General features: G+C 48.1%; 19 protein-coding genes. 5 read left to right on the forward strand and 14 right to left on the reverse strand.

Annotated features, from left to right (window positions below; genetic code table 11):
- Nucleotides 1–170: 170 nt before the first annotated feature.
- Nucleotides 171–2,171, forward strand: a complete 2,001-nt coding sequence (locus tag ACE3K2_RS19055; protein ID WP_421893593.1) for a methyl-accepting chemotaxis protein — start codon at nt 171–173, stop codon at nt 2,169–2,171.
- 191 nt (nt 2,172–2,362) lie between these two features.
- Here the strand turns inward: ACE3K2_RS19055 and ACE3K2_RS19060 are convergent, their stop codons facing one another.
- Together ACE3K2_RS19060 and ACE3K2_RS19065 are read right to left on the reverse strand one after the other, a co-directional pair.
- Nucleotides 2,363–3,559: a DUF2087 domain-containing protein gene (locus ACE3K2_RS19060; RefSeq protein ID WP_421893595.1), complete on the reverse strand. Its 1,197-nt coding sequence runs from the start codon at nt 3,557–3,559 to the stop codon at nt 2,363–2,365.
- Nucleotides 3,560–3,827: 268 nt separating this feature from the next.
- On the reverse strand, nt 3,828–5,801 hold the full coding sequence (locus ACE3K2_RS19065) for a methyl-accepting chemotaxis protein (protein ID WP_421893597.1): 1,974 nt from the start codon (nt 5,799–5,801) through the stop codon (nt 3,828–3,830).
- A gap of 233 nt (nt 5,802–6,034) precedes the next feature.
- On the opposite strand from ACE3K2_RS19065, the gene ACE3K2_RS19070 reads away from it, so the two are divergent.
- Nucleotides 6,035–7,468, forward strand: coding sequence for a serine hydrolase (locus ACE3K2_RS19070; RefSeq protein WP_421893600.1), 1,434 nt, complete (start codon nt 6,035–6,037; stop codon nt 7,466–7,468).
- Between the two features lie 199 nt (nt 7,469–7,667).
- On the opposite strand, the gene nagZ is transcribed toward ACE3K2_RS19070, so the two are convergent.
- Genes nagZ through ACE3K2_RS19105 form a run of 7 tightly spaced genes read right to left on the reverse strand, consistent with a single transcriptional unit; the run spans nt 7,668 to nt 15,698 of the window.
- Nucleotides 7,668–9,356, reverse strand: a complete 1,689-nt coding sequence (gene nagZ / locus ACE3K2_RS19075; protein WP_421893603.1) for a beta-N-acetylhexosaminidase — start codon at nt 9,354–9,356, stop codon at nt 7,668–7,670.
- Between the two features lie 31 nt (nt 9,357–9,387).
- A complete protein-coding gene (locus ACE3K2_RS19080) occupies nt 9,388–10,584 on the reverse strand; it encodes an exo-beta-N-acetylmuramidase NamZ family protein (RefSeq protein ID WP_421893606.1) in 1,197 nt (398 codons plus the stop codon).
- Entirely contained in the window at nt 10,584–11,297 is a 714-nt protein-coding gene (locus ACE3K2_RS19085; RefSeq protein WP_421893609.1) for a hypothetical protein, read from the reverse strand. Before ACE3K2_RS19085 ends, ACE3K2_RS19080 begins: the two co-directional genes overlap by 1 nt.
- 45 nt (nt 11,298–11,342) lie before the next feature.
- Nucleotides 11,343–12,452 carry an ABC transporter ATP-binding protein gene (locus ACE3K2_RS19090; protein ID WP_421893612.1) on the reverse strand — a complete coding sequence of 370 codons (1,110 nt, stop codon included), beginning with the start codon at nt 12,450–12,452 and terminating at the stop codon, nt 11,343–11,345.
- Between the two features lie 43 nt (nt 12,453–12,495).
- Entirely contained in the window at nt 12,496–13,329 is an 834-nt protein-coding gene (locus ACE3K2_RS19095; RefSeq protein WP_017691096.1) for a carbohydrate ABC transporter permease, read from the reverse strand.
- Nucleotides 13,330–13,367: 38 nt separating this feature from the next.
- Nucleotides 13,368–14,291 carry a carbohydrate ABC transporter permease gene (locus tag ACE3K2_RS19100; RefSeq protein ID WP_421893615.1) on the reverse strand — a complete coding sequence of 308 codons (924 nt, stop codon included), beginning with the start codon at nt 14,289–14,291 and terminating at the stop codon, nt 13,368–13,370.
- Nucleotides 14,292–14,345: 54 nt separating this feature from the next.
- Nucleotides 14,346–15,698 (reverse strand): ABC transporter substrate-binding protein, encoded by a 1,353-nt coding sequence (locus ACE3K2_RS19105; RefSeq protein WP_421893618.1) that lies wholly within the window; start codon nt 15,696–15,698, stop codon nt 14,346–14,348.
- Nucleotides 15,699–16,058: 360 nt separating this feature from the next.
- Between ACE3K2_RS19105 and ACE3K2_RS19110 the strand changes: the two genes are divergently transcribed.
- Both ACE3K2_RS19110 and murQ read left to right on the forward strand, forming a co-directional pair.
- The gene (locus ACE3K2_RS19110) at nt 16,059–17,021 is read left to right on the forward strand and encodes an N-acetylglucosamine kinase (protein WP_421893621.1); all 963 of its coding nucleotides are present in this window, start codon (nt 16,059–16,061) and stop codon (nt 17,019–17,021) included.
- Between the two features lie 22 nt (nt 17,022–17,043).
- Nucleotides 17,044–17,946: an N-acetylmuramic acid 6-phosphate etherase gene (gene murQ, locus ACE3K2_RS19115; protein WP_421893624.1), complete on the forward strand. Its 903-nt coding sequence runs from the start codon at nt 17,044–17,046 to the stop codon at nt 17,944–17,946.
- 142 nt (nt 17,947–18,088) lie between these two features.
- Here murQ and ACE3K2_RS19120 read toward each other — a convergent pair whose 3' ends face one another.
- The 5 genes from ACE3K2_RS19120 to ACE3K2_RS19140 all read right to left on the reverse strand — a co-directional run bounded on the left by ACE3K2_RS19120 (nt 18,089) and on the right by ACE3K2_RS19140 (nt 22,110).
- Nucleotides 18,089–18,928, reverse strand: a complete 840-nt coding sequence (locus ACE3K2_RS19120) for a MurR/RpiR family transcriptional regulator (RefSeq protein WP_421893706.1) — start codon at nt 18,926–18,928, stop codon at nt 18,089–18,091.
- Between the two features lie 125 nt (nt 18,929–19,053).
- Complete coding sequence (locus ACE3K2_RS19125; protein WP_421893627.1) at nt 19,054–20,283, reverse strand: anhydro-N-acetylmuramic acid kinase; 1,230 nt, start codon at nt 20,281–20,283, stop codon at nt 19,054–19,056.
- 229 nt (nt 20,284–20,512) lie between these two features.
- Nucleotides 20,513–21,175: a GAP family protein gene (locus tag ACE3K2_RS19130; protein ID WP_421893630.1), complete on the reverse strand. Its 663-nt coding sequence runs from the start codon at nt 21,173–21,175 to the stop codon at nt 20,513–20,515.
- Nucleotides 21,165–21,929, reverse strand: coding sequence for a MerR family transcriptional regulator (locus ACE3K2_RS19135; RefSeq protein ID WP_421893633.1), 765 nt, complete (start codon nt 21,927–21,929; stop codon nt 21,165–21,167). The genes ACE3K2_RS19130 and ACE3K2_RS19135 overlap by 11 nt, the downstream gene beginning before the upstream one ends.
- A gap of 22 nt (nt 21,930–21,951) precedes the next feature.
- Nucleotides 21,952–22,110: a hypothetical protein gene (locus ACE3K2_RS19140; protein WP_421893636.1), complete on the reverse strand. Its 159-nt coding sequence runs from the start codon at nt 22,108–22,110 to the stop codon at nt 21,952–21,954.
- 168 nt (nt 22,111–22,278) lie between these two features.
- Here ACE3K2_RS19140 and ACE3K2_RS19145 point away from each other — a divergent pair, with 168 nt between their 5' ends.
- Entirely contained in the window at nt 22,279–22,944 is a 666-nt protein-coding gene (locus ACE3K2_RS19145) for a DUF4097 family beta strand repeat-containing protein (protein WP_421893639.1), read from the forward strand.
- The last annotated feature ends 77 nt before the right edge of the window (nt 22,945–23,021 follow it).

Here is a 23,021-nt window from a genome sequence, read left to right on the forward strand (position 1 = left end):
CCTATAAAACCAAAAAATATTTTCGTAAAACTCATAAATAATGTTGAATAAACTCGAATTTTGTCATACGATAGCACCAGAAACATCTGGAAATGATGGAATGAACTATCTTTTACCAGATTGACTTGTCCATCTGACATAGGGATGGGTTACACAGAGGGGGAATGTGTATGAAGAAGATTCGTAAACAAGGGGCCAAGAGAACGATGCAGATGAGAGAGAAACTGATTTTGTCATTCGCAATCGTGCTGCTCATTCCAACAATCAGTCTGGGCATTATTTCGTTCCAAACAGCAGAGGCCAAGGTCGAAGAGAAAATGTATGAGAACGCAATTAGCAATGTTACTGTGCTCAACCAGACCATTGATCAGATCATTGGCGCAACACGCAAAAATGTGGATTTTCTGGCAAGTCAGCTAGATGCAGGCAATGTCGGACCTAACCAAGGTGACGAGACGGATACCATCCGTACCTTGCTCGACGCGTATAAGGAAACCCATGATGACGTGGAACTTGCCTCCATCGGCACGGATCAGGGCGTGTATATTAACTCCCCTGTAACTGCGGTGAACAAAGCAGGATATGACCCGCGCGAACGCCCATGGTATCAGGCTGCTACACAGAACAAAGATGTCCCTACTGTAATCACCCCTTACATATCAAGCAATACCGGCAATGTTGTTGCTTCGGTAGCTCAGACCTCTGCAGATGGCCATGGTGTCGTCTCTGTCAGCCTGTCGCTTGAAGCCCTCTCGAAGACCGTTAATTCCACAAAGATTGGTGAGAAGGGTTATGTCTATATCATTGATAATGCCAACAAAATCATTGTACATCCTACCGAAAAACCGGGGACCGAAGGAACCATGGCACCCTATAAAGATATTTTTGCACAGAAAAACGGAAGTCTGACTTATACGCTAAACGGAAACCAGGAACACGCCTTTTTCTCCACCAATGAAACAACGGGCTGGACCGTTGTCGGTGTCATTGATAGTGGTGAGGTAACGGCATCTGTCCGGCCGATCCTGTACACCACACTTATCGTTATTGCGATAGCGATCGCTGTAAGCTCCATCATTATTTTCTGGATTGTGCAATCCATCACCAAACCGCTGAACCGCTTGGTGAAGGCATCTGACGATATCAGTAATGGTAATCTGTCCATCGAGGTTGCTGTATTGGGACAGGATGAATTCGGCAAGCTGAGCACCAGCTTCAATAAAATGAGTGAATCCTTGCGAACCGTTATTCAGGACGTGCGACACACAGCTGATGAGTTAACCGCCTCTTCCACACAGTTGGCAGTCAACTCATCGGAGACAACCAAAGCAACAGAGCAAGTTGCCCTGATCACCGAAGAGTCTGCGGCTGGACTTGAGAAACAAGCGACCAGCCTGAAGCATACTGCACAGCAGATGAATGAACTGGCTGGCGGTGTCGGACAGGTAACGAACAGCACACAGCAAGTATCCGAAGCTGCCATGCAAGCAAGTGAAATCGCGGATAAAGGGAATGCTACCATGCAGACAGCCGTATCCGAGATGGATTCCGTCAGTCGCTTTGTACAGGGTATGGCAGATACCGCCGGAAGACTTGAACAGCATTCCACATCCATTGGCGAGATGGTATCTGTTATTACAGACATCGCAGCACAGACCAATCTGCTTGCGCTTAATGCTTCTATAGAAGCAGCACGTGCAGGTGAGCATGGACGTGGCTTCTCCGTTGTTGCCAGTGAAGTTCGCAAGCTCGCGGAGCAATCCAGCCTGTCCGGCCAGAAGATTGTAGAGATGGTTGGAGCGATTCAACAGGAGATCTCAATGGCCAATCAGAATGTACAGATCGGGCAACAAGATGTAAGCAATGGCATTCGCGCTGTTCAGTTCGCAGATGAAGCTTTTGCCCAGATTAGTCAGGCTGTCGGGGTCGTTAATCATCAGCTTGAGAACATTGCAGCTTCCTCACAACAGATGTCTGCAAGTACAGCCGAAGTGGTGCAATCCATTGATCAGATCCACGCCATATCGGAAACCAATGCCGATGGAACGGAGAACATCTCTGCTGCTACGGAGGAGCAAGTGGCTTCCATGCAGGAGATATCATCCTCTGCTGATTCCCTTGCCCATCTGGCTCACAAGCTGCAGAAGCTGGTGGAACAATTCAAGCTGTAATCGTTGGACTAAAGATTGTTTACACTAACACTACGATGACAGAATAACCTTCCAATCGCTGTTATCGTGTAAAAGATTAGTTCAACTTATATAATAAGTAGTCTGTAACACTCAAAGCCCCTTTGCCATCATATTGGCAAAGGGGCTTTAGGTTATAAAGGTCAGGCATTTTAGAGAGGAAAATGTCCCGCTTATTCAGCAGATTGCTTTTTATCTCCGTGGTATCCTTGATCTCCATACGGCTCTAACTTTTCAAACCAGCGGTTCAGACATTTGGCGAGTGACTCTTTGGGGTCGTAATACGGGTTATCATCCGGCTTCAATGTCTCCAACACTTCAATCACGAAGGCATTCTCCCCATATTCATTCCATTCAGCCTGCAACCTCCGATTCAGATGACTACCCATCTGTAACATAAACCGTTGTCCGTTAATGGTTTTCAGGTTAAGTGTGCTGTCGATATAGACTTTGTTATTACGTTCATTCCGAATTTGGTAGACGCCTGCTTCCGTTTTGACTTCCTTCGCCTGTTCCTGCAATTCTTTGCGACGATTCATCTTCTCCTGCTCCCCCTTTTCTTTGCGTTCCTGTTTTCCATCTGCGACGCTCTGTTGATCTGCGCGGCTTCCCATCCAATACTGACTGCCGTCTGACTCACGTTTGAGCAAACCATAGTCGATGAGATACCTCCGTATTTCCACGTAATCCTCATGAACTTCCTTCAGCAACTCATTGACCTGTTTTTCGGAATATTGACGCTCTGGATCGAATCGTTTGGCTATCTCGGTGAGCACGATATATTTATGCTTTTGCTGCATATGAAACGTCATCAGTGGACCGCCAGTACCCTCCGGAAAATATTTATTCAGCACCTTCTGCCGATCCTGTTCTGTAATATCAAATGAGCCAGGATGGATCGTATGCTCATGTCTTGTCACCGGTGATACCCATTCGGCTGGAGCCTGGGTATCCTTACTCTTGAGAAGCTCCATTAATGCCAGGAATACCTTGGCCTGCCGTTCCTTCTCCTTCAATACAAACCGATGATTCCGGATCGTGGAAGCACTCCCAATACCCAGGGCCTTCTGTACTTCAGCATCCTTCTTCCCTTCATAAAACTGGGCCAGCAAGCCACGCTGGACATCAGACAATCCGGTTACGCTTTTATCCAGCTCCAGCAAGTACTCAAATACCGATCCATGAACTTTCTCAATATGCACTCGCATGTAGCGGGCTGCCTCATAGAGCACCCCTTCTTCAGGGTAGATAATCCCCGTTTCCGTCCTGTATCCACAGCAGACGCATACATAGACGTGACCTTCCTCCAGATAACCACGCTTGATCTCTTCCAATGAAGCGGTTTGCAACCAGCTTTCCGATGATTTCATGGTAAAACTCCTCTTATTGTTATGGTCATTTTAACCGAAAAATATTTAACTTAATATATTAATGTTTGTCTATTTATAGATATATTATTATTTTGTTTGTAATATGTCAACTTAACTGAAAAGAAAGCTGTGTTTAAGGACATCACGGTCACCCCTTGTTTAACAAAAAAAGACCGCAGGGTCGTAACCCTGCAGTCTCATCGCAGAAAGGGCATTTCAGCACCTTCCCTAAACATGTATCCTCATCATTGGCTCACTTCAATCACAATTACAACTTAAACCGTTCAATCATGCTTTGCAGATCTTCAGCCATACGTGACAATGCTGCCGAAGATGCTGCAACCTCTTCCATGGTGGCCAGTTGCTCTTGAGCTGCCGCCGATCCATCTTCCGTTCCAGAGGCAATTCTGTCTGACAGAACCATCGTATCATTTACTGCCTTGTTGATATGACCCATGCCTCCATCAATCTGACGGGAAGCGGCGGATACTTCTCCAGCTTGTGCAGCAACCAACTGTACAGCAGTACGAATAGTCTGGAAGGCTTCGCCCGCTTCCGTAACCATCTGCGAACTCTTCACCATACCTTCTCCCGTACGGGCAAAGGTCGATTGCACCGCATTGGTTTTCTCCTGCATCTCATGCATAAGCTCATTAATTCGCTCGGCTGAAGCGCCTGAACTGTGAGCCAGTGTCTTCACTTCGTTGGCTACAACTGCGAATCCTCGCCCTTGCTCGCCAGCTCTCGAAGCTTCAATGGATGCATTCAATGCGAGGATGTTCGTCTGCTTGGCAATGGCCGTAATCTCGGCCACAATCACAAGAATCTCTTCATTTTTCGCGCGCAGATCTTCAATCACCACAGACATGGCTTTGCTCTCGTCATTCACCTGCTGAATATGGGTAACCGCTTCTTCCACTGTAACCATACCCGCTTCCGACTTGGTGGAAGCATCAAGAGCGATACGAGCGGTGTCTTCAGCACTGGATGAGATCTCTTTGACTCCAATGGACATTTCGCCCACGAGTTGGCCTGTAGCAGCGAGACTATTGTTTTGCAAAGTCGTTCCTGCCGCTGCATCCTGCATCAGTTCAGCCACCTGTTCTGTCGCTTTGGATGTCTGCTCGGAACTTGCCATGAGCTCTTCAGAAGATGCAGCCAACTGGCTTGAAGTATCATGTACTTCTCCAAGCACACTACGTAGTGAAGTCGTCATCATATCGAAGCTTTCTCCAAGCTGTCCGAACTCATCCTTACGCTGCAAGCCTACACGAACGGTTAGATCACCTGCACTCACTTGGGATGCTGCCTGCGTTAATTGCAGTAATGGCCGGTGAATGCTGCGGATAATGAAAATAAGCAGAATTAACCCAATAACCAATGAAGATGCCACAATTGTAATTGAACGGATCAAAATAGGCATAACGGCTTCAGTTGCTTCAGAAGGAACCATCTCCCCAACAATTTTCCAACCTGTCACCGGATTGGTGAAATACACTGCTTCCACTTCATGACCATCATATGTATACTTCACGATACCACTTTCCTGCGTATACATCTCATTAATATAGCTTTCATCCGATTGTGTACCGGATTCAATATTGTAGTGGAACAGGAATTTACCCCCGTTATCCAGCATGTACAGTTTTCCCTCTTTACCAATGCGAATCTGATCAACGGATTCTTTCAGATGATTGAGACTCACATTGGCTCCGAATACTCCTTTGCCGTCAGCCAGCTTGACCGCTGCGGTCACAACCCATTCACCCGTCGAAGCCGACTGGAACGTATCCGAGATTACAGGTTCATCCTGAGACATGCCCATCTTATACCATGAACGTTCACGAGGGTCATAATTCTGTTCCTCGGATTGTGGGGATTTCATCCAGCTGCCATCTTCCGCACCTGCGGTGAGTACACCCAATTCCTTATGATTCTGAGACATCCGATCCATCTGCCTTTGCAGCGCAGGAGATTTGTTAATAATATCGTTTGAAGTCATACCCGCCGCCATCTGCGCTGCGTTATCCTTCTCCATATCCAGCATTTGATTTATCTGCAGACTAAGCATTTCTGTTTTGGCCTGTGCGGAACGAATAATTTCCATCCTAACCTGGTCAGCAGCTTTTTGATAAGACAACCAACCAACGGTAATGCTCGGTACAATCAGGAACAGGAGTAATGCAGCGACCAGGCGTTTTTTTACGGTTAAAGTAAACCAGTTTCGAATCCTTTTCTTCATCTAACTATCCCCCATCATAATCTTCACCCATCCTTTTATCGGACAATCGCTGTAAAAATATTATGTATATATACTAAATTGGTACAAATTTAATCTAAATCCTCTGATCAGATGATATGAATTATATCCGTTAATCGTTTTGACCCTCCAGGCGAGATCGTTTACAATGCTCATAAGTTGTCTATTCATGAAACGATTGGAAGGGGAGGATTCACATCTTACGTAAGTCACACATGCAACAACCTGTTTCCACGGTATATTCATCCATGTTTCGTATCCTGTTAGCGTTCATCCTGTGCGCAGGCCCGATTCTGGGACAAGCCGCTATCACGGCAGCCGCAGCCCAGACAACGCAAGCAGTTCACATTGAAGTGAATGGTGAGCAGCAATCCTGGAAGAACGCACCACTTATCATCAAAGGCTCAACTTTTGTTCCATTGCGGGATGTCGTCACATCCGTTAAAGGCACCTTGAAATGGGATAATCACACCAAGACAGCTACCATTACCGTTGGCAGAGACAAGCTGGTGCATCAGGCTGGCAGTAATTCCATTAGGGTAAATCAGGTTAATCTTGCTACAGGTGTGAATTCACGTACCATTAACGGTACGTTGATGGTGCCTGTCCGGGCCATGGCTAATGCAATCAAGGCAGACATTAAGGTCCAACGAACAGCCACGGGTCAGATGAGTGTGAATATGGTCACGGATCAAGTCAGCCTGCTGAACAGTGAAGTTGCCAGCGTAGATACGTATCTGCGAGAGATCAACTATCCAGGTATGGCGCTGATTGCCCGCGATGGTGAAGTCCTGTTAAGACAAGGCTACGGCCTTGCCGATGAACAGACGCTGAATCGTCCGGATCAGAAGACCCGAATCGCATCGCTGAGCAAATCCTTCACGGCCGCGTCCATTTTGAGTCTCGTGGAGGAAGGTAAGATTCAGGTGCAAGATCCAATCTCCAAGTATATCTCAGGCATTCCTAAGGGAGATCAGATCACACTGCATATGCTGTTATCCCAGACTTCAGGTCTGCCATCCGCATTTGGTCGGAGTGAAGGAACTTCCATGGAAGAGACTGTAGAAGAGATTCGCCACAAAACGCTGAAGTTTGAACCAGGGAGTGCTTATCTATACAGCAACAGCGGGTATGTTTTGCTTGCATACGTCGTTGAACAGGTGTCCGGCATGAGTTATGCCGATTACGTGCAGCAGACGATACTGAAGCCACTTGGCATGAAAAATTCGGGAGAGGCTTCCCGTAAAGTGCATACGATTAGTGGTTTTGTTCAAAAAGATAACGCCTGGGTAACTGCCCCTTATTATGTTTCTCAATCCGGATCAGGAACCATCTATTCCACGGTGGACGATATGCTGAAATGGGATCGTGCACTGTATACGGACCAGATTCTAAGCCAGGATACGATTGAACAGATGTATGAGCCCTACTCCGATAAAAATTATGGCTATGCCTGGATTCTCAAAGAGAATGGCGCCAACCGAACCGTCTTCCACAACGGTAGTGGCGGAGGGTTTGCCACAGCCTTTTCACGTAATCTGTCCGATGATATCACGATTATCCTGCTCGGCAACCACGCAGGCATGGACATGACTTCACTTTTGGATGAAGTTGAGGCCAAAACAGCCAAAGCACTGCAATTGCAATAATTTATAATGATTCATTTATACAGAGCAAAGAGACGGTCCTATGGAGGATCGTCTCTTTGCTCTGTATATGTCTTCAATTTTACCGCTCATACTACTATACTTCGCTCAACCAATATTCATTTCTTCTTCATCCTGCAAAAGGCAGAGTAGCTCATATTCTCATCACTGCCTAGTCACCATCCGTTCTTTCATCATCCATCTAGCTTATCGTCACAGGAAGTTTCCCCGCAAAAGGAATACGCCCCATCAGCGCCTGAGCGACGCTATCCATGGCAAGTGGCCGGCTCTCGTAAGCCGCTACATAGACTTGGGCATCCGGAATCGCAAGCAGGTCATAGGGGCTTCGCAGTGCCACAACTGCCAATGGTTTGCCCAAGTCCTGTATCCAACCAATCAGCCTACACTGTGGATCGCCGGAGGAGCTTCCCGCATTATAGGTTCCTACCACGATCTGCCGAATGTCATCCTCTTCCGCCGCCTGAAGCAGACGTGCGGAACGAATAGCGACTTCCTCGGGCGTTACCGTCAGATCGACAACATCCAGACCATAATTGGATAAGGCTGAGCCCAAAGTGAACTTCTGAGTCAGCTGTTCGTCGGCAATTGTCGTCACAGACGTGGCAACCGTTATGACCAGCGTGCGTTCCTGCTTCAACGGCAACATATTCAGCTGATCGCGTACCCGTGTGATACTATTCTCGCTAATACGTCGGGCAACCTCTCGGTGTAAAGAACTGTTGCGCTCAGAACCGCTCGAATCTGAAAGATCCTTTGAGGAATCAGGGAAGGGCTCATTTGAGATCTTACTATTCACTTCATCATCACCTGCACCGTGCATTCCATTCTCCAGCAAACCACGTTTCGCCTTGTACATCAGCAAGCGGGTTACCGATTCATCGATACGACTCTCGCTGATTCGTCCGCTCTCCACAGCTGCCAGCAGCGCTTCAAATGCCTCTGCCTGAAGTTTGGCCGTATGGCTAATTAACACCAGATCCGCTCCGGCCTCTACCGCCATCACAGCTGCATCGACCGTGCCATAGTTCACGGCAATGGCATCCATCTCCATGCAATCTGTCACGATCATGCCCTCATAACCCAGTTCCTGGCGAAGCAAACCACTTAATATGGTTTGCGATAACGTTACGGGCAGGCGCTCAGACTCCAGTGCAGGGAAATAAATATGCGCCGACATCATGGCATCGACACCTTCGGCGATGGCTGCTCGGAACGGAATCAACTCCAGGCGCTCTACCCGATCACGATCATGAGTGATGATCGGCAGGTCCAGATGAGAATCGGTATCCGTATCCCCATGCCCCGGGAAGTGCTTGGCTGTCGCTGCAATCCCGGCGTCCTGCATTCCCGCAATGGTTCTGGCCCCATATTCTGCAACCGATTGTGGAGATTCACCGAATGATCGTACACCGATGACCGGATTGGCTGCGTTATTGTTCACATCCAATACCGGAGCAAAGTTCATGTTAATACCCATGGATTTTAGCTCCAACCCACTGATATATGCCGCCTGATATGCATCGTCAATGGAACCGGCAGCAGCAATGGCCATTGGTCCAGGCATCAGAGCGATTCCTTCAGTAATTCGCGCAACCATGCCGCCCTCCTGATCAATGGATATCCAGAGCGGCACATTACCGCTGCTTTTGGCAATCTGTTGCAGCCCTGACGATAACCGCTCTACCTGCTCTGGTGACTCAATGTTGCGCGTAAAATAGATTACGCCACCGATTGGATACTTTCGGAGAAAGGGTTCCACATCGCCAGCAGCTTCAGTGCCATGAAAGCCACAAAGCAGCATTTGCCCGACTTTCTCACGCAAAGTCATCTGTTTCAGCTTCAACTGGTATAACTCTTTTTGCCCACTCATTTCATACCTCCCTCCGATGACAAACATCCGTTCATGGATATAACAAAAATGGCTTTCGCCGCTCCTTCCATTCCGCTGCCTGTACATTCCACGTTTCCATTAAACGAACGAACTCCGTGCGGTCATGAATGGTTTCTCTGACGGCCTTTCCCCCTGCCAGCAGGTCGATAAAATACCTTGAACCCGGCTCTGGTGGCTCCAGCCAGCAGAACTGTTCCGGATAAAGTGTCAGCAGTTCATGCAAAAGTACCAGCCCTGTCTCTACCGCCCGGAATTTCCTGCTGTCCGTTACCAAAATCCTTACACCACCACACAGCTCACCTGCATGTTTGGAGAATGTTGGGGACATGTACACTGGATGCACATGCACACCTTCCAGCTTGTATTCTCGAAATCGTTCCGCCAAACGCTGCCCCTCAACCCACGGGGCTCCAATCCACTCGAATGGGCGGGTCGTGCCCCTGCCCTCCGATACATTCGTGCCTTCGAACAGGCACGTACCCGCATATACCCGCACACTGTCCAGCGTAGGCATATTGGGAGAGGGTAGCATCCAAGGAAGCCCACAATCCGCAAACTCCATGGCGCGCTGCCATCCTTCCATGGCAACCACGTCCAATTCGCAAGGTACCTCCATCTCGCTGTTAACCATCAGGGCGAGTTCACCTATCGTCAATCCGGTACGCACAGGGACACGCCAAGCGCCAACGAGTGATTCATACCCCGCGTTCAGCACACCGCCTTCCACAACGTTTCCCCCCAGAGGGTTGGGACGGTCCAGAATCAACATGCGTTTGCCTGCTCCAGCACAGGCTTCCATCATATGGAACAAGGTTGAGGCATACGTGTAATAACGGACGCCCACATCCTGAATGTCAAACAGGACCGTATCTACTCCAGTCAGCATTGCGGGTGTAGGTTTTTTGTAATCTCCATATAAGCTGAACACCGGAATGCCCAGACGCGGATGAAGCATGTCTCCGAATCTGACGCCAGCCTGAAGCTCTCCTTCCAATCCGTGCTCACAGGCATAGAGCGCTGTAAGCTCGGCATTAGCCATTCCGGCGCACACCTCTATTGTCGATACAAAATCCGCTGTAATACCCGTCGGGTTGGTCATTAGACCGATTCGATTACCCGTAATCCATGGATGCGATAACCCTCCGGACAGAAGATCAACTCCCGTTTGTATAGCCGGCATCTGCTCGGTTCCATTCAACTGGGCCATCACACATTCCCCTGGCTGATCCAACCCGTATGTTGATGATCGTTACCGCCGGTCACGACAGGTTCCTCTTCAGGCTCCAGCACATTTTGAGCTACCTTATGCTGATAGATGGCAAACATGCCTCCAAACAGCGCTCCGAAACCAACAACAGTCAGCATCAGCAAAGCAGTCAGGCACATGGCCTGAAAACAGGCGCTCATCGTGTATCCCGGGTGACGGAAGAACAGCTTTACACTTTCCCCCATCGCCTGAAGGATGCCCATGTTTTTTTGTAAAACGAGCTGCCAGGTATAGAACTGTGACATCAGCGCCATGAGAACAAAGAACGTCTGGAATACACCCACTGCTGTACCTGTAATTCCCCCCTGTCCACCGTAATACCACCAGGTTGACCACAGAATGAACCCAAGCACCGCAAAAAGCACACCCACCGATCCTCCCGGGATCATTCCCTTCATCGTTCCGATCCAGATATCCTTAAGTCCATTGCGCCGTTCCTTACGCTCCAGCCTGTGGTGCATGGCATAACAGACCCCGAACAGGATGGGCATATATATCAGGGCCAGAAGCAGCACCGCGATCGGCAGCGGAGCAAACATCAGAATGGGAACCAATACGATGGAGCTAATGACACTGTACAAGGCCACCGGAATAATATCCCGATAAATTTCTGCGCCCGACTTGATCAATACTTCACTCAACTTACGCATCATCACCCTCCCCTTTCTCACCGTTTCTTCTTCACCAGGCCACGTCTTTTACTCCCGTCCAATCGCAAGCTCCGTCTCTGGATCGAAAAAGTGTGCCTTACGCAAGTCCAGGACAAAATTTTTGTCCATTCCTACATAAGCATGTGTTTCCGGGTGAACCTTGGCCGTAACAGTTCGGGCACCGGAATGGAAATACACCAAATTCTCGGAGCCCAGATGCTCTACAACCTGAACTCGCGCCTGCAGCATATGGTCTGTCGGGATATTCGGAGCGACATCATCACCAAAAATATGTTCTGGACGCAGACCCATAATCACCGGCTTGCCTTGATGACTCTGAAGACGAGCGAGTACATCTGCTGGCAAGGTGAATGATGCCCCATCAATGATAACCTGCGTGCCTTCAATCCGTGCATCAATGAAGTTCATCGCCGGTGAACCAATAAATCCGGCAACAAACATATTCCGCGGACTCGCATACAGCTCTTTCGGTGAAGCCACCTGCTGAATGTCTCCATGATTCATGACCACGATACGTTCCCCAAGTGTCATAGCCTCCACCTGATCATGTGTCACGTACACAATCGTTGCACCAAGACGTTTATGCAGCTCTCCCAACTCCACCCGCATCTGCACCCGCAACTTGGCATCCAGATTGGACAGTGGTTCGTCGAATAAAAACACCTGCGGATCACGGACGATCGCCCGTCCCACCGCAACACGCTGACGCTGACCACCAGACAGCTCCCGCGGTTTCCGCTCCAGCATCGCTTCCAGTCCAAGAATGGAGGCCGCATTCTGCACCTGTTCATCAATATAGGACTTTGGCTTTTTCAGATTTTTCAGGCCAAAGGAAAGATTCTCACGAATGGTCATATGCGGATAAAGTGCATAATCCTGAAACACCATCGCGATATCCCGATCCTTCGGATGCAGATCGTTAACAAGCCGATCACCGATCACAATATCACCGCTCGTTTGTTTTTCAAGTCCGGCAATCATTCGCAGTGACGTTGTCTTACCACAGCCCGAAGGACCCACAAACACTACGAATTCCTTATCTTCTATAACAAAGTCCGAACCGGCCACAGCCGTGAACGTTCCTTTATGATCGTCTTTGAATTCTTTGCGCACTTGGCGAAACTCCACGCGTGCCATAGGTAGATCCCCCTTTACGTTGTCGCATATCCTGAACTAACAGTTAACCTTTAACCGCACCGATCGTAATGCCCTGCAGGAAGTAACGTTGCAGTGAGAAAAACAGAATAATCATGGGCAGCGCACCTATTGTTGCCCCGGCCATCATCGCGCCGAAATCCGTTGATTCGGCAAATACAAACGAGGCCAGCCCCACCTGAATGGTACGCATCTCGTTGGAATTGGTAATCAGAAACGGCCAGAAAAATTCATTCCACGAAGCGACGAACGTGAAAATCGCCAGCACTGCAATTCCCGGCTTTGCCATCGGCAGAATGACTTTCCAGAAGATGCCAAACTCGCTGCATGCATCGATACGCGCCGCATGGATCAGCGATGTGGGCAGTGTGGACATGAACTGTTTCATCAGAAATATGTTCCCTACGCTAACGGCAGCAGGCAGAATAATGGCTGTATAGGTGTCCCCCAGGTCAAATACATTAACCATCAGAATATATAGAGGAATTAATGTCACCTGCGCCGGAATCATCATGGTCCCGAGCAGGGTCCAGAACACCGCCTGACTACCTGGAAACTTCAGTTTGGCAAATGCATATCCCGCCAGGGAGGCGAAGAATACATTGGTTACGGTCAGAATGATCGAGATGAGCAGCGAATTGTACAGCCAGCGCCAGGCATCCGTTTTGGCAAAAAAGCGCTCATACGGTGACAACGACAATTGCTCCGGAATCATCTGTGGTTTAAACGAAGCGGACATTGCGCTATCCTGCACCGAACCGACGAGCATCCAATACATCGGGATGACCGTCACCAACGCCCAGACCACCAGCAGAATGGATGCAACCACGAGCAGTATCTTTTTCTGTGTTGATTTCATGAATTTTATTCACCCCCGGATGCTTAATGGAACTCCCTCTAATACTCAATATCGCTGGAGAAATATTTGAACTGTATGACGGAGATGACTATGATGATAATCGCCAATATGAACGACTGTGCCGAAGCCAATCCGAATTCATAGAACTTAAATGCCGTCTCGTAGATCAGATAAGCGATTGTAGTTGTCGCAAAGTTTGGTCCACCCTGTGTCATCAGATATACCGAGATAAACACCTGGAAGGATGTAATAACACCCGTGACGAGCAGATACAGCGTTGTTGGTTTGAGTAGCGGCCATGTAATCTTGCTGAACTGGGTCCAGCCGCTGGCATGATCAATATCCGCCGCTTCGTATAGCGATTTTGGAATACCGCCCATGGCTGCCAGGTACAGAATAATGCCCGCCCCGTGTGATCCGAGCCAGTTCATAAGAATGAGGGAAAAGAGTGCCGTTCCCGACTGGCCGAGCCAGATCACCGGATCAAGGCCAAACAAGCCGAGAAAACGGTTGAGTAGCCCCGAATCCGTCGGGTCAAAGATCGCCAACCATACAATGGAGATGGTTACCCCGGAGGCTACCGCAGGCAGATACATGGTAGCTTTGAAAAAAGTCTGCCATTTGCTTTTCATCTGATAGATAAAATAGGACAGTACAAATGTAATGAGAATATTGACCGGGACTGTGCCAACAGTGAAAATCACCGTATTTTTGATTGACTTCCAGAACGTCTCATCTTTCACCAGTCGCTCGTAGTTGTCCAATCCAACCCACGTCGAATTCATAATGTTGTATTTCTGGAAGCTCATAATAAGAGCCGTAAGTACTGGATACAGCGTAAAAATGAGAAACAGCAGGACAGGCGCCAAAATGAACAAATACGCCCACCCGTAATCCCGCCAAAACCGGGCAACCCGGGAAGTCCGGGGTACGGACGGTTTTGGCGCAAGGGCGGTCTGCATGGCGAATCCTCCTCTCCTAATCAGTGTGTTTTGCGTTATGTTTTATGGTCCGAGTTATTGTCCAAACATCTGCTGGCCTTTGCTCTTGAAGTCTTCTGCGATCTGCTCAGGTGTTTTCTCACCCGAGAACAGCGCCTGAATGTTTGGCTTCACAACCTGTTCCTTGAATTGTTTTTGCTGAGCTGCTTTGTCGATATCCAGTTCAAGCACTACCGGCATAGCGATATTCTCTGCCATCACTTTCGCAGCAGCCAGATTATCCGGTTGACCAAGCTCTTTTCCTTTAAACAGATCCACTTGGGATTGTCTTACGAATGGGAGCGCCAGTTCATTGGCTGAGTTTCCTGCTTTGGCACTACTGAGCGCCTCCATCACCAGGAACGTATTTTTGGCATGTTGTTCACCTTTGTCCTTCTTCTGTTTGAAGGCTACATACCCTTCGCCGCCCATTGTTGTGGCCGCAGGTTGATCATCATTATGCGGTACAGGCAACAGGACAAAATCAATCTTCTCTCCCTGCACCTTGCCATCATCGATGTCCTTGTTGCGGTTCTGAATCATCACATCATAATAAGGAATCGCTTTGGAGATGATCGCCGTTTCCCCTGCGTAGAACATATCCGTCCGTTTCGCTGGAGCGAGAGCCGCCGTTTCCTTCGGCATATACCCTTGATCCATCAGATTTTTGATAAAAGAGAGGGTATCCAGAATGCGACCATCATTCCATTGGAACGTGCCGTCTTTGTCAAGAACATCAATCATCCCGTTGTTCCGGGATAACATCTCAATGAAGTCGAGCGAAGTACCATCCGTAACCAACGCATACTGCTTAGCCCCGCCATCGAGCGTTTTGGTCAACTTGGCCGCGGCATCGTTGAATTCGGACCAGGTCCAGCCATTTTGCTGAATCGATTTCCAATCAATGCCCGCTTCCTCCAGAATGCGTTTGTTACCACCCCAAGCCCATTGGAATTGATATAAAGGCAGTCCATACTGTTTCCCCTGAATCTGGCCTAATTCAAGCGTACCTGGCAGGTAGTCGTCCTTGATCTCAGGTGTCATGTAACTGTCCAGTTCAAGCCCCAGCCCCGTATTCACATACGTACCATCTACACTGTGGAAATACAGATCCGGCGGGTTCCCGGCATTCAGAGCGACATCGAATTTTTTGGGGCCTTCCGCCCAGGAGAGCATTTCCGTCTTTACGGTAATGTTCGGGTGTTCTTTATTGAAATCAGAGATTAGATCCTTCAGTTCATCTTCATATGTGCCATGTACAGGATAGGTCCATACCGTTACCGTATCGTCAGCATTCGGGTCATCCGAAGCAGCCCCTCCGCTATTCCCACAGGCCGTTACCCAGACCATCATCAACAACATTGTCCATACCAGACCCTTCTTTTTCATCCCTTCATCTCCTTCGCATGTCGTCTTCCAATTCTTTCATTTGCCTAACCATGCTACCCCTTTGAGATCATTCAGCCTTCGAACACCATCCACCTATACACGCGGCAGTAAGGAAAAGCACCCCCCTGTAGATTGGGCCCGACAGTTAACGCCAGGCTAAATCTCTTAAATGCAATATTAACGTCAACTTAGTTGACATTAACAGTATTAATTCCTTCCAAAATTGTAGATTGAGTTCATTATATGAGTTGTAAAATAAAAATTCAACATTATTTTTTATCATAAAATTTAATTTTACTTTTTCATTTCATGCCACTATACTATGTAAAAAGAAAACCCAAGCAAGCGAGGTGAGCGAGTTTGCAACTGTATGCAGGCATTGATGGAGGCGGTACCAATACTGATGCAGCAATCATTTCTGATTCTGGCGAAGTACTCGCCCGATTCCGTGGCGGACCCACCAATCCTCATAGCGTACCGCCCAAACAGGCCATTTCAGAACTGTATCGGGTGCTGGATCAACTCTTTAACCTAAGAAATGATTTATCGACAAAATGTGAAGGTATATGTCTAGGAATGTCAGGTATAGACACGATTCAAGAACGCCAAATGATTGTTGATGCAGTACATGACTATATGAAGAATCGACATTCGAAAGGATTGGGAGCCTGTTCAGTTTGGGTTGTATCGGAAGGTGAAATTGCGCTGATGGCCTCCCTTGGCCACACTCACGGTGTATTGTGCATCTCTGGAACAGGCTCCATCGTCTACGGCTTCACGCCAGAAGGAAAACAGTACCGCACAGGAGGCTGGGGGCATCTGCTTGGAGATGAAGGAAGTGGCTATCGAATCGGACAACGGACTCTTCAAGCCATCATGCAGAGCCATGACGGCATTCTTCCACCGACTCTGCTAACCACGCTTCTCATACAGAAGCTGAATCTTCAAAATTTATTGGAGCTAAAGGTACGGGTGTACCAGACGGATTGGGGCAAAACCGAGACAGCATCCATCGCCCGTCTCACAATAGAAGCAGCCGAATCAGGCGATGAGGTTGCCCGGATGCTGATCGTTGATGAAGCCGGGCAGTTGGCCAATACCGCAAAGGCACTGATTGCACGCCATCAAGTATTCGCATCCGCACAGGTTGTCCTGTCCGGATCACTATTTCGTTACTCTGAGCTGTTCCGAGATACATTTATTCAGAGGCTTTCGGAATATGGTGGAGAGCTGAGATTTGTTTACCGGGAGGATGCACCGGCTCCGGCAGTCGGTGCGGCACAGTTGGCAAGGCAGCGCTGTTCCCAGAATGGATCATTTTGATAGAGATAAGGAGGCCATACGAATGAATCACATGCTTAACTTATTGATAACCGAACAACCGAATCCACTGACAGATCATATAGATGAACTTCCCTCGGCAGAAATTATGGAACTGATTAATAGCGAAGACCAACGAATTGCACAGTTAATTCAACCGCTCATTCCTGTGATTGCACAGGCTGCCGACCGGATTGTAGAAGCCTTTCAGTCAGGTGGCAGACTGTTCTATGTGGGTGCAGGTACCAGTGGAAGATTGGGGATTCTGGATGCTTCGGAGTGTCCACCTACCTACGGCACCCCTCCCTCCATGGTACAGGGTATTATTGCAGGTGGGTTTCGGGCAGTGAAGGACCCTGTGGAAGGTGCTGAAGATAGCGAGGAATTGGGAGCTGCCGATCTTGATGAACATGGTTTAGATGAGAACGATGTCGTGGTCGGCATTGCCGCCAGTGGACGAACACCATATGTGCTGGGTGCGATGAGACACGCCAAGGAGATTGGAGCTACGGTGATCAGCCTGAGTAATAATGCAGGCACACCGATGGCCCTGCTGGCTGATGTGAGCATTGAGGCTGTTGTCGGCCCGGAAGTTGTTATGGGGTCAACACGTATGAAGGCAGGCAGTGCCCAGAAGATGATTCTGAACATGCTCACCACGACCGCCATGATTCGTCTGGGCAAGGTCTACCGCAATTTCATGGTGGATCTGAATCCTTCAAACAAGAAGCTTGTCCATCGCGCCAAACGAATGATCCAGCTGGCAACAGGCGCAAGTGAAGCAGAGATTGAACAAGTATTTATCGCGGCTGATGGACATGTCAAAACGGCGATTGTCATGCTGATGGCAGACGTGGGCGCAACAGAAGCCCAGCGCAAGCTTGAGCTGGCTGACGGATTTGTCCGCAATGCCATATCCGGTAAATAACGCAGGTAGCTATGGTTAAACACGAAGGAGCCCGACATTGGTCTGGGCCCTTTTTTGATTTTTATATGTCGCACGAGTGTGCTTAATCTCAATCTATTAAAAAAATCCCTCCTGTATAAAACAGCAAGGGACTTGTCTATTCTCATTTATGTTCCAGTATAGCCTGTCGGCTCTTCTCCAGATACTCCACCGACTGGTTGTAATCCCGACTGGCGATGGCCAGATACAGAATATCGATCACGTTCAACTGTGCAATCCGTGACGAAGTTGCTCCGCTCCGGATATCACTTTCGGTAGAAGTAATCATCAGGGGCACATCCGCCATACCACTGAGTGTATTGCTGCCCCACTTGGTAATGCTAATTGTCGCTGCACCGCCTTCGTGAGCATGCTTGAGACAGGAAATCACGTTGGAGGTCTCCCCTGAATACGAGATACATACGACCGCATCATCTTCACGAAGCGTTGTTGCAGACGAAATCTGCATATGCGGATCGGCAAACGAAAAGCTTGTGCGATTGATTCGCATGAACTTGTAATGTGCATCCAGCGCAATCAGGTTCGAGGCCCCTACCCCATAGAAAAAAATCCGTTTCGCCTGATGAAGTACGTCCACTGCCTTTTCCACCAGACGTGGGTCCAGAATATGAACCGTATCCTTCACCGACTGAATATTGTTAGCCGACACATGCTGAATAATACTCTCCATGGAATCCTGGGGACGAATCTCCGTATAATTATATTGCTCATCCGTCTGCAAATCTCCGGCAATCTTGAGCTTCAGTTCCTGAAAACCCGCTACCCCGAGCGATTTGCAGAGACGAATAATAGCCGCCGGGCTCCCCCCGCTACGTTCGGACAACTGTGCCACCGACGACTGGACGGTTTCTTGCGGGTGATCGAGAATATATGCTCCGATCTTCCGTTCCGATGGGGTCAGGTCATCCATTAATGCGCGTAAACGTACAAGTCCACCTTTCATGCTCTCCATCCGCTCCTCCTTTCCATACTGCATTCATGTACAAGCATTTTATCTTATAATTTCACTCGCGTCTAATTGAATTCCTTGTCTTTCCATAACTGAACTCCATTCGAAGGCAGGTCTCACTAGAGTGTCAGGTTGCCTGAGATTACGGCGTGTCTCGCGCCGGTTACTGCCGGGAGCGTATTGGTTCTCCCCATAAGTGCCTCATGGCCAAGTAAAGCAAATCCAATAGCTTCCCGAGCATCATCGGGTATGCCATAATCTGCTGTTCTCTCCAAACGGATATCCTTTGGAAGTCTATGACGGATCATCTCCATTAACGTGGTATTGGAGGTGCCACCACCGCAGGCGAGCATGGCCGATATGTGCACCTTGGGCAGGATAAAATCCTTCACTGCACGCACGATGGTTTCCGCGGTCAGACAGGTTGCAGTAGCCAGCGTATCTTCCAGTGTTAAGGAACGTGCTGCGGCCATCTCCATCAGTCTCACTGCATACGCGGCGCCATATACTTCCCGACCTGTACTTTTCGGCGGAAGTCTTTTGAAGTACTCATCTTCCAAACACAGGTCTACCAGACCCTGATCAACCTTCCCTTTTGCGGCGATGCTTCCACTCGGATCATAATGCTGCCGCCCATCCGTTGCCTGACGCACAATGGCATCCATCACCATATTGCCTGGCCCTGTATCAAAAGCCGAAAAACCTTCGGTAGATGACTCGGATGGCAGCACAGTCACATTGCCAATGCCGCCGATATTCTGCACCAACCGCCCTTCCGTCGGGCTGCGGAACATCAGAGCATCCGCATAAGGCGTAAGTGGAGCACCTTCCCCACCAGCCGCCATATCCCTGGCTCGCAGGTTGCCAATCACTGGCAGTCCTGTTCGTTCTCGAACGACAGCACATTCACCGATCTGCAATGTCGATACCACATCCATACTTGCTCCCGTTGGCCCTGGAAATGCAGATGCTACAGGAGCATGCCATACCGTCTGTCCATGCATGCTAATCACATCCACCTGCTGCGTTGAGATGCCAGCAGACCGCATCAGTTCTTTAACACTATGTGCATACCACTCCGATACACCAAAATGTGCGGCTGTCAGTTCGTCAACACGTGCCGTCCCCGGTGAACATAACCGGATCAATACGTCTCTCAATTCATTTGAATACGGCACACAGACGAAATCAACCAGCTCGATCTGCTGTAATGCGCCGCTCATATCGGTTTGAATACGCACCAGCGCCGCATCCGTTCCGTCCAGAGATGTCCCTGACATTAGTCCAATGACCAGATGCTCCTGCTTCAAACGATACTTCTCCCACATCGGATAGCTGCCTGTATCCATCCACTCCCAACCTCCTGCAAGACCCGATGATCACGTCATCTGCCAACATTTTACCCAGTATATGATATAAAATTTCACAAGTCAAACTTAATGTGAAATTAAATTACATCAACTTTAAGTTAACGACTCTCATTGTATCTTTTCCTATGCTCTGCGATTTGAAGACAAAAACGGTACGCCAAAACAGGCTCTCGCCCTCAGCGAAAACCTGTTCATTTGTCATTAGACATTAGATGTAATCAAGCACATTAAAGATCAGAATCAGCCCTGCAATGCACATTATCCAGGAGAGAACTGACCCGGACTGTTCCTCCAGTTTTCTTTGCAGCTTTTCCACGATCCCCTGCACCCTGGAACCCAGCCATGTATGCAACACATAGATTAGAAGGGGTGGCGTGATCATGATCAGATTATATCCAATAAGAATGAGTATCCACCCCGTTATTGGAAGTCCCTCCGTGGTCATCAGACTTACCGCTGTATAATAGGGAAGAGCAGTTCCCGCTTCCAGCAAAAATGTAGTGATACCCATGACAAATAATCCCTTGAACCCGGTGGTACGGGGAACACGATATTTCTTTCTTCCACCTGTCTTTGGTTTGACCCAGAAGCTACCTGTAAACAACACGCCCCCTACGATCAAAAGGGCCCAGCTCACAACTTTATGTTGAAAAAATGAAGTGAAGGTGGCTTGTAACAGATCCAATCCTGCCATCATTAAGCAGCCCAGGACAAAGTATAAAAACATGACGGTCGCCACATAGATCATGAGTCGTGAGCCAAATCTCCGGTTCTCTTCAATCATTAAATATAACGTCACACCGATCAGCGTTGGACTTAACGTGTCCAGTAGTGCAAGTCCCCCAATATAAAACAGTAATTCAGCTTTCATGAGTAAGTCCACTCTTGTTCTGCATAAAAATATCATAAGCTTCTTCCATATAACTGAGCAGTTCTGGCTCCAAAGGATAAAATCCTAACTCATTGGATGCTTGAGCAGATTTTCTGGCATCCCATAATTTATCCAAAAAAGCGTCCTCTCCCTCAAACTGTTCCTTCTGCTTCTCCATCATACGACGAATGACATTCTGGACTTTATCGGAATCAGGAGCTTCATTCATATGACTTTTTAACTGGCCAATCAGTGCAATCCATTCCAGAGAATCGGGATCATTACCCTGCATACGGGGCAGTTTCTCCCATAGTTCCAGCTCATCATGGCTAAACCTGTTTTCTTTATATGATCGTAGCCTGTCCATATTCGGCTTGGAGAGCTGAATCAGCTTCTCAAGCGTATCCTGCTTATTACCTTGCTCCATGATAAGACTGTTTAACATCTCTCTCAGAGATGAGGCCATCGAGTCCAACCGCTGTTGTTCTTCAATAATATAGGAAAGCTGATTCCTTAGAGAATGTTCCCAATTCCATGATTCATCGGTAAGCATCTCCCGAATCTCCTTTAGCGAGTAACCCATATTTTTGAAAAACTGAATCTGCTGAAGCTTTTTTAAATCCTCTTCTACATATAATCTATGCCCGCCTTCCGTTTTGGAAGAAGGACTTAAGAGATCAATCGAGTCGTAATATCGTAATGTCCTTACCGTCATCCCCGTTCTGCGTGCGAGTTCATGAATATGAATATACAATGTGTTATACACCTCCTACAGCTCATATATCATTTTTCTTTTTCCCATCTATCATCGTATACTTCAACAGATAGCCTACCCCCAGCCCAATCAACACACCTGGAAATACATGATCCATAATTAGTCCTAACCCTGCCCCGATAATAACACAACTATATATGAGAATATCTCCTGTTTTCATGATCATTTCCCTCCTTTTCCCTGTATATCTGAATTCCTGACCATTATACATAATGACGTTGCGTCAACTTCAACCCCCATTTTGTTCGGAAAACACCTTGATCCTGACGTTACGTCATCGTATAACATGAAGTCATACAAAATTCAAATTCATACCCGAGGTGATCTGATGACCAAAGTTATGCCCATATGGTTCTGTCTGCTCTTGGTTTTAACATCCTGCAGCCTGTCCAGCACTGCCATTACCGACACACAACAGGTATCCCTGAATTCCATTGACCTCATTTCGATAGATAATGGGAGTACTCCCGTAACCGTGGAGACTGCAGCCGATATTACCTCTCTGGAAGTATCAAGCAACGCATACGATCACAAGCCCGTTTTTAATATGGTCCGCGGCCAAAGAGACGTAAGGATCTCTGCAAGCAATCATATGATTCGGATCTTTAATCTGGCGAACCAACCTGTGATCACTGTGAAAGTACCTCTTCATTATGAAGGTGATCTACGTATTAACAGTTCCTCCGGAACAGTCAAGATCAACCATATTCAATCCGACTTATCGGTTGATGGGACTAGTGGTTCAATTGAACTGACTACTGAACGTATTCTATCCAACATTCACCTTGCCTCAACTAGCGGTAATATAACACTGAGCGTCGTGGAAGAAAATCCGGATGTAAACTGGACATTGGAATCGCGAAGTGACAGACGTTCCCACTCCCTTGACTTGCAGCATATTCGTGATAACAAACACACCTCCCAAGGCACTACAGGACAAGGGACATATCAAGTCCATATCCTCACCAAATCAGGTAATATATCAATTCAATAAGACATGCCAAATATCCAAAACGCTTAAATTTGGACGACAAAAAGAGGCGCACAAAGGCGCCTCGGACGTACTAGAAT

It is taken from the genome of Paenibacillus sp. (assembly GCF_048976745.1).
Classification (GTDB): domain Bacteria; phylum Bacillota; class Bacilli; order Paenibacillales; family Paenibacillaceae; genus Paenibacillus.